The organism is Pseudomonas sp. CM25, assembly GCF_013179705.1.
In the GTDB taxonomy this organism is placed as follows: domain Bacteria; phylum Pseudomonadota; class Gammaproteobacteria; order Pseudomonadales; family Pseudomonadaceae; genus Aquipseudomonas.
The window spans coordinates 1-7,427 of the sequence record NZ_JABMCW010000277.1; the positions used below are offsets into that span (position 1 = coordinate 1).

Annotated in this window: 9 protein-coding genes; all 9 read left to right on the forward strand. The window is 65.1% G+C overall.

The window, feature by feature from the left end; all coding sequences use genetic code 11:
- On the forward strand, window positions 1–669 hold a 669-nt coding region (locus HP546_RS22790; protein WP_172229790.1), incomplete at its 5' end, for an energy transducer TonB.
- 171 nt (window positions 670–840) lie between these two features.
- Complete coding sequence (locus HP546_RS22795; RefSeq protein WP_172229793.1) at window positions 841–1,410, forward strand: YqgE/AlgH family protein; 570 nt, start codon at window positions 841–843, stop codon at window positions 1,408–1,410.
- Window positions 1,410–1,847, forward strand: a complete 438-nt coding sequence (gene ruvX / locus HP546_RS22800; protein WP_172229796.1) for a Holliday junction resolvase RuvX — start codon at window positions 1,410–1,412, stop codon at window positions 1,845–1,847. The genes HP546_RS22795 and ruvX overlap by 1 nt, the downstream gene beginning before the upstream one ends.
- Window positions 1,848–1,897: 50 nt before the next feature.
- Window positions 1,898–2,416: a bifunctional pyr operon transcriptional regulator/uracil phosphoribosyltransferase PyrR gene (gene pyrR, locus HP546_RS22805; protein WP_172229799.1), complete on the forward strand. Its 519-nt coding sequence runs from the start codon at window positions 1,898–1,900 to the stop codon at window positions 2,414–2,416.
- A gap of 12 nt (window positions 2,417–2,428) precedes the next feature.
- A complete protein-coding gene (locus tag HP546_RS22810; protein WP_008099987.1) occupies window positions 2,429–3,433 on the forward strand; it encodes an aspartate carbamoyltransferase catalytic subunit in 1,005 nt (334 codons plus the stop codon).
- The gene (locus HP546_RS22815) at window positions 3,430–4,701 is read left to right on the forward strand and encodes a dihydroorotase (protein ID WP_172229802.1); all 1,272 of its coding nucleotides are present in this window, start codon (window positions 3,430–3,432) and stop codon (window positions 4,699–4,701) included. The genes HP546_RS22810 and HP546_RS22815 overlap by 4 nt, the downstream gene beginning before the upstream one ends.
- Window positions 4,702–4,913: 212 nt before the next feature.
- Window positions 4,914–5,444 (forward strand): ATP-dependent protease subunit HslV, encoded by a 531-nt coding sequence (hslV, locus tag HP546_RS22820; protein ID WP_003249309.1) that lies wholly within the window; start codon window positions 4,914–4,916, stop codon window positions 5,442–5,444.
- Between the two features lie 73 nt (window positions 5,445–5,517).
- Window positions 5,518–6,861: an ATP-dependent protease ATPase subunit HslU gene (gene hslU, locus HP546_RS22825; protein ID WP_172229805.1), complete on the forward strand. Its 1,344-nt coding sequence runs from the start codon at window positions 5,518–5,520 to the stop codon at window positions 6,859–6,861.
- A 186-nt stretch (window positions 6,862–7,047) separates the two neighbouring features.
- A complete protein-coding gene (locus tag HP546_RS22830; RefSeq protein ID WP_172229808.1) occupies window positions 7,048–7,425 on the forward strand; it encodes a gamma-butyrobetaine hydroxylase-like domain-containing protein in 378 nt (125 codons plus the stop codon).
- Window positions 7,426–7,427: the final 2 nt, after the last annotated feature.

The following is a 7,427-nucleotide window of genomic DNA, read 5'->3' on the forward strand; positions in this document are numbered from 1 at the left end:
GGCAGCGGTACCCTGGACAAGAAGGCAGTGCCCAAGACCACCGAGCTGGCGCCGTTCCAGGACAGCAAGATCAACAAGATCACCCCGCCGCCTGCGGCCAGGCCCGAGGTAGTACCGCCGCCTGCGCCGCAAAAATCGGCGGTGGTGACCACGGCACCCAAGCCGCACAAGGTCGAGCCCAAGCCCAAGGAAAGCAAGGCACAGCCCAAGCCGGCCGCGCCAGCGCCAGACTTCGACAGTTCGCAGCTGTCCAGCCAGATCGCCAGCCTGGAAGCAGAGCTGTCGAACGAGCAGCAGCTTTACGCCAAACGCCCCCGCATCCACCGCCTGAATGCGGCGTCGACCATGCGCGACAAGGGTGCCTGGTACAAGGAAGAGTGGCGCAAGAAGGTTGAGCGGGTGGGCAACCTGAACTACCCCGACGAAGCTCGCCGGCAGCAGATCTACGGCAACTTGCGCATGATGGTGTCGATCAACCGCGATGGCTCGCTGTACGAGGTGCTGGTGCTGGAGTCGTCCGGCCAGGCGGTACTGGACCAGGCGGCGCAGCGCATCGTTAGGCTGGCGGCGCCGTTTGCACCGTTTACCGGCGACCTGGCCGAATTCGACCGGCTGGAAATCATCCGCACCTGGCGGTTCGCCCGTGGCGACCGTTTGTCCAGTAACTGATCCAAGGCCTGCACATCCCCCTGTGGGAGCGGCTTTAGCCGCGAATGCGCCAGATCAGGCAATGATGTCGCCTGGTCGGACGCCTTCGCGGCTAAAGCCGCTCCCACAGTGATCGCGCAAGCCTCGTTGCGCACCTTGTCAGCCTCGTAACTGGGCGCCACACTATCCCCCATGAAAACCCTCACGCCGAGCTACCTCAAGCATCAGTTCCTGATCGCCATGCCGCACATGGCCGACCCGAACTTCGCCCAGACCCTCACGTACATCGTCGAGCACAACGCCAATGGCGCCATGGGCCTGGTGGTCAATCGGCCGCAGGAACTGAGCCTGGCGGACATCCTCGAGCAGCTGCGCCCGGACGAAGCGCCCCCGGCCAGCACCTTGCAGGTGCCGATCTACCAGGGCGGCCCGGTACAGACCGACCGTGGCTTCGTGCTGCACAGCGACGAGTGCAGTTTCCAGGCCACCGTGGCACTGGAAGGGCTGTCGCTGAGCACATCGCAAGACATATTGCTGGCCATCGCCGCCGGGGTAGGCCCGAAACAGAGCCTGATCACCCTCGGCTATGCGGGTTGGGAAGCGGGCCAACTGGAGGCCGAGCTGGCCGACAACGCCTGGCTGAACTGCCCGTTCGACCCTGAAATCATCTTCGGCGTAGCCAGCGACCTGCGCCTGGAGGCCGCGGCCGCCAGCCTGGGCATCAACCTGCACCTGCTGACCAGCCAGGCGGGCCACGCCTGATGGCCCAGCTACCTCAAGAGCTGCGCCTGCTGCTGGGTTTTGACTACGGCAGCAAGCAGATCGGCGTGGCCGTGGGCCAGGTAATCACCGGCCAGGCGCGCGAGCTGTGCACCCTGAAGGCACAGAACGGGGTACCGGACTGGGCCCAGGTGGAAAAGCTGATTACCGAATGGAAGCCCGACGCCATTGTCGTCGGCCTGCCGCTGAACATGGACGGCACGCCCAGCGAAATGAGCGCCCGCGCCGAAAAGTTCGCCCGCCGCCTGAATGGCCGTTTCAACCTCCCCGTGCACACCCACGATGAACGCCTGACCACCTTCGAGGCCAAGGGCGAGCGCATGGCCCGTGGCGGCCAGCGCGGCAGCTACCGCGACAACCCGGTCGATGCCATCGCCGCCGCCTTGTTGCTGCAAGGCTGGCTGGAGGCCAATACCTGATCATCTTTGCCGCCGGGCCCCACCCGGCGCACCCCTCCGAGGAGCCCGCAATGAGCCTACCCAATCCCGCCGACCTGGTTCGGCAGATGGCTGTCGACCTTCGTGCCCACCTGGCCCGCCGCAATATCAGCGAGCCGCGCTACATCGGCATCCGCACCGGCGGCGTCTGGGTCGCCCAGGCCCTGCAGGAAGCCATGGGCGACACCAGTGCCATGGGTACCCTGGACGTTTCGTTCTACCGCGACGACTTCAGCCAGAACGGCCTGCACCCACAGGTGCGCCCTTCCGAGCTGCCGTTCGAGGTCGAAGGCCAGCACCTGGTGCTGGTGGATGACGTGCTGATGAGCGGCCGCACCGTTCGCGCCGCGCTCAACGAACTGTTCGATTATGGCCGCCCGGCCAGCGTCACCCTGGTCTGCCTGCTGGACCTGGATGCCGGCGAACTGCCAATTCGCCCGAATGTGCTCGGTGCCACCCTGTCGCTGGCTGCCCATGAACGGGTAAAATTGACCGGACCCGCACCGCTCGCCCTCGAGCGCCAGGACCTCGCCTCCGCTTCCGCCCTTTAAGAGTCCCCCGCGATGACGCCAATCGACGCCAAGCGCCCGCTGCAGCTCAATGATCAGGGCCAGCTGCGCCACTTCCTCTCGCTTGACGGTTTGCCCCGCGAACTGCTCACCGAGATCCTCGACACTGCCGATTCCTTCCTGGAAGTTGGCGCCCGGGCTGTGAAGAAAGTCCCGCTGCTGCGCGGCAAGACCGTGTGCAACGTGTTCTTCGAGAACTCCACCCGTACCCGTACCACCTTCGAACTGGCGGCCCAGCGCCTGTCGGCCGACGTGATCAGCCTGAACGTGTCGACTTCCTCGACCAGCAAGGGCGAAACGCTGTTCGACACCCTGCGCAACCTCGAAGCCATGGCCGCCGACATGTTCGTCGTGCGCCACTCGGATTCCGGCGCTGCGCACTTCATCGCCGAGCACGTATGCCCGGACGTGGCCGTGATCAACGGCGGGGACGGCCGTCATGCGCATCCGACCCAGGGCATGCTCGACATGCTCACCATCCGCCGCCACAAGGGCAGCTTCGAGAACCTCTCGGTAGCCATCGTCGGCGACATCCTGCACTCGCGCGTGGCCCGTTCCGACATGCTGGCGCTGAAAGCGCTGGGCTGCCCGGACATCCGCGTGATCGGCCCGAAAACCCTGATCCCGATCGGGATCGAGCAGTACGGCGTGAAGGTTTACACCGACCTTGCCGAAGGCCTGAAGGACGTCGACGTGGTGATCATGCTGCGCCTGCAGCGTGAACGCATGGCCGGTGGCCTGCTGCCCAGCGAAGGCGAGTTCTACCGCCTGTTCGGCCTGACCACCGCACGCCTGGCCGGGGCCAAGCCCGATGCCATCGTCATGCACCCGGGGCCGATCAACCGCGGCGTGGAAATCGAGTCGGCGGTGGCCGACGGCAAGCACTCGGTGATCCTCAACCAGGTCACCTACGGCATCGCCGTGCGCATGGCCGTGTTGTCCATGGCCATGAGCGGGCAGAACGCGCAACGTCAATTCGACCAGGAGAACGCCCAGTGACAATCAGTATTCTTGGCGCCCGGGTCATCGACCCCAACAGCGGCCTGGACCAGGTTACCGACCTGCACCTGGACGGCGGCCGCATTGCCGCCATCGGCGCCGCCCCGGCCGGGTTCAGCGCCAACCGTACGATTCAGGCCGATGGCCTGGTCGCCGCGCCCGGGCTGGTCGACCTTGGTGTATCCCTGCGCGAGCCGGGCTACAGCCGCAAAGGCACTATCGCCAGTGAAACCCGCGCAGCGGTGGCCGGCGGCGTTACCAGCCTGTGCTGCCCACCGCAGACCAAGCCGGTGCTGGACACCTCGGCTGTGGCCGAGCTGATTCTCGACCGCGCCCGCGAGGCAGCCAACAGCAAGGTCTACCCGATCGGCGCGCTGACCAAAGGCCTGGAAGGCGAGCAGCTGGCCGAGCTGGTAGCCCTGCGCGACACCGGCTGCGTTGCGTTTGGCAACGGCCTGAAACAAATCCCCAACAACCGTACCCTGGCCCGCGCCCTGGAATACGCCGCCACCTTCGACCTGACCGTGGTGTTCCACTCCCAGGACCGCGACCTGGCCCAGGGCGGCCTGGCCCATGAAGGCGCCATGGCCAGCTTCCTCGGCCTGCCGGGCATCCCGGAAACCGCCGAAACCGTGGCCCTGGCCCGCAACCTGTTGCTGGTGGAGCAGTCCGGTGTGCGCGCGCACTTCAGCCAGATCACCAGCGCCCGTGGCGCACGGCTGATCGCGCAGGCCCAGCAACTCGGCCTGCCGGTGACCGCCGACGTGGCGTTGTACCAGCTGATCCTCACCGATGAATCGCTGCGCGAGTTCTCCAGCCTGTACCACGTGCAGCCGCCGCTGCGCACCGCCGCCGACCGCGATGGCCTGCGCGAGGCAGTGAAGGCGGGGGTGATCCAGGCAATCTCCAGCCATCACCAGCCGCACGAGCGCGATGCCAAGCTGGCCCCGTTCGGCGCCACCGAGCCTGGCATCAGCAGCGTCGAGTTGCTGCTGCCGCTGGCCATGACCCTTGTTCAGGATGGCCTGCTCGACCTGCCAACCCTGCTGGCACGCCTGAGCAGCGGCCCGGCGGCGGCCCTGCGCCTGCCGGCCGGCGAGCTGAAAGTGGGTGGCACAGCCGACCTGGTGCTGTTCGACCCGCAAGCCTCGACCGTTGCCGGCGAGCAGTGGTTCTCGCGTGGCGAGAATTGCCCGTTCATCGGCCACTGCCTGCCGGGGGCCGTGCGTTATACCTTGGTCGACGGGCACGTCTGCCACGAGGCCTGAGTAACCCTCACTGGCCTCATCGCTGGCAAGCCAGCTCCCACAGGAAATCACTGCCCTCAAGGTCTGTGGTATTCCTGTGGGAGCTGGCTTGCCGGCGATGAGGCCGGCGCAGCAGAACACTGACCATTCATCCCTCACGGTTGAAATCCTTCCCCCCACCCCCATATGAGTCTGCATCAGGCACTTTCGCCCCGCTGCGTGGAGACTCTCCCTTGACCACCATCGTTTCTGTCCGCCGTAACGGCAAAGTCGTCATGGGCGGCGACGGCCAGGTATCCCTCGGCAACACCGTGATGAAAGGCAACGCCAAGAAAGTGCGCCGCCTGTACCACGGTCAGGTCATTGCAGGCTTCGCCGGCGCTACCGCCGATGCCTTCACCCTGTTCGAGCGCTTTGAAGGGCAGCTCGAGAAACATCAAGGCCATCTGGTTCGCGCTGCCGTCGAACTGGCCAAGGAATGGCGTACCGACCGTTCCCTGAGCCGTCTGGAAGCCATGCTGGCCGTGGCCAACAAGGACGCTTCGCTGATCATCACCGGCAACGGCGACGTGGTCGAACCCGAAGACGGCCTGATCGCCATGGGTTCCGGCGGCGCATACGCCCAGGCCGCAGCCCGCGCGCTGCTGAACAAGACCGACCTCTCGGCCCGAGAAATCGCCGAGACCGCTCTGAACATCGCGGGTGATATCTGCGTGTTCACCAACCACAACCTGACCATCGAGGAGCAGGACCTGGCCGACTGATTCAGCTGTTCTGGCGTCCCGCTGCAAGCGGGACTTTTCCACGCTGATCATCCGCCCAAGGACCATTTTCATCATGTCCATGACCCCCCGCGAAATCGTCCACGAACTCAACCGCCACATCATCGGCCAGGACGACGCCAAGCGCGCCGTGGCCATTGCCCTGCGCAACCGCTGGCGGCGCATGCAGCTGCCTGCCGAGCTGCGTGCCGAAGTGACCCCGAAGAACATCCTGATGATCGGCCCGACCGGCGTCGGCAAGACCGAAATCGCCCGTCGTCTGGCCAAACTGGCCAATGCGCCGTTCCTCAAGGTCGAAGCCACCAAGTTCACCGAAGTGGGCTATGTGGGCCGCGACGTCGAATCGATCATCCGCGACCTGGCTGACGCCGCGCTGAAGATGCTGCGTGAGCAAGAGATCATCCGCGTGCGCCACCGCGCCGAGGACGCTGCCGAAGACCGTATCCTCGACGCCCTGCTGCCACAGGCGCGGGTCACCAGCTTCAGCGAGGAAGCCGCGCAGACCAGCAGCGATTCCAACACCCGCCAGCTGTTCCGCAAGCGCCTGCGCGAAGGCCAGCTGGACGACAAGGAAATCGAAATCGAAGTGGCCGATGCCGTGGGTGTGGAAATCGCCGCACCGCCCGGCATGGAAGAAATGACCAACCAGCTGCAAAGCCTGTTCGCCAACATGGGCAAGGGCAAGCGCAAGGCGCGCAAGCTGAAGGTGAAAGAAGCGCTGAAGCTGGTTCGCGAGGAAGAAGCGAGCCGCCTGGTCAACGAGGAAGAACTCAAGGCCAAGGCCCTGGAAGCGGTCGAGCAGCACGGTATCGTGTTCATCGACGAAATCGACAAGGTTGCCAAGCGTGGCAACGTTGGCGGCGCCGACGTGTCCCGCGAAGGTGTGCAGCGCGACCTGCTGCCGCTGATCGAAGGCTGCACCGTCAACACCAAGCTGGGCATGGTCAAGACCGACCATATCCTGTTCATTGCCTCGGGCGCGTTCCACCTGAGCAAGCCGAGCGACCTGGTGCCCGAGCTGCAAGGCCGGCTGCCAATCCGGGTCGAGCTGAAGGCACTGACCCCGGAAGACTTCGAGCGCATCCTGCAAGAGCCGCACGCGTCGCTGACCGAGCAGTATCAGGCACTGCTGAAAACCGAAGGCCTGAACATCGAGTTCATTGCCGACGGTATCAAGCGCCTGGCCGAGATTGCCTATCAGGTCAACGAAAAAACCGAAAACATTGGCGCCCGCCGCCTGCACACCCTGCTCGAGCGCCTGCTCGAAGAGGTGTCGTTCAGCGCAGGTGACCTGGCCAGCACCCATGACGAAGCACCGATCCAGATCGACGCGGCGTACGTGAACAGCCACCTCGGTGAGCTGGCGCAGAACGAAGACCTGTCGCGTTACATCCTGTAAGACCGCAGGGGGCCGCTGTGCGGCCCTTTCGCCGGCAAGCCAGCTCCCACAGGATCACCGCAACCCTGAAGACTGTGGAGTACCTGTGGGAGCTGGCTTGCCGCCGATGGGCTGCAAAGCAGCCCCTTGCACAATCCCCCGAATCTCCCGAAGCTGTGCACCATCAGCTCCCGAGAGATTCCCGTCATGGCCCGCCTGCCCACCGCCATCAACCTGCACAAAGCCTCGAAAACCCTTAGCCTCACCTACGCCCCCGGCGAGGTCTACACCCTGCCCGCCGAATTCCTGCGCGTGCACTCCCCCTCCGCCGAAGTCCAGGGCCACGGCAACCCCATCCTGCAATTCGGCAAGATCAACGTCGGCCTTGTCGGCCTGGAACCTGCCGGCCAATATGCACTGAAACTGACCTTCGACGACGGCCACGACAGCGGCCTGTTCACCTGGGAATACCTCGAACAGCTGTGCCTGCGCCAGGCACAGCTGTGGGCCGAGTACCTCGACGAACTGCACAAGGCCGGAAAGTCCCGCGACCCGGCCGAAGCCGTGGTCAAACTCATGCTCTAGCG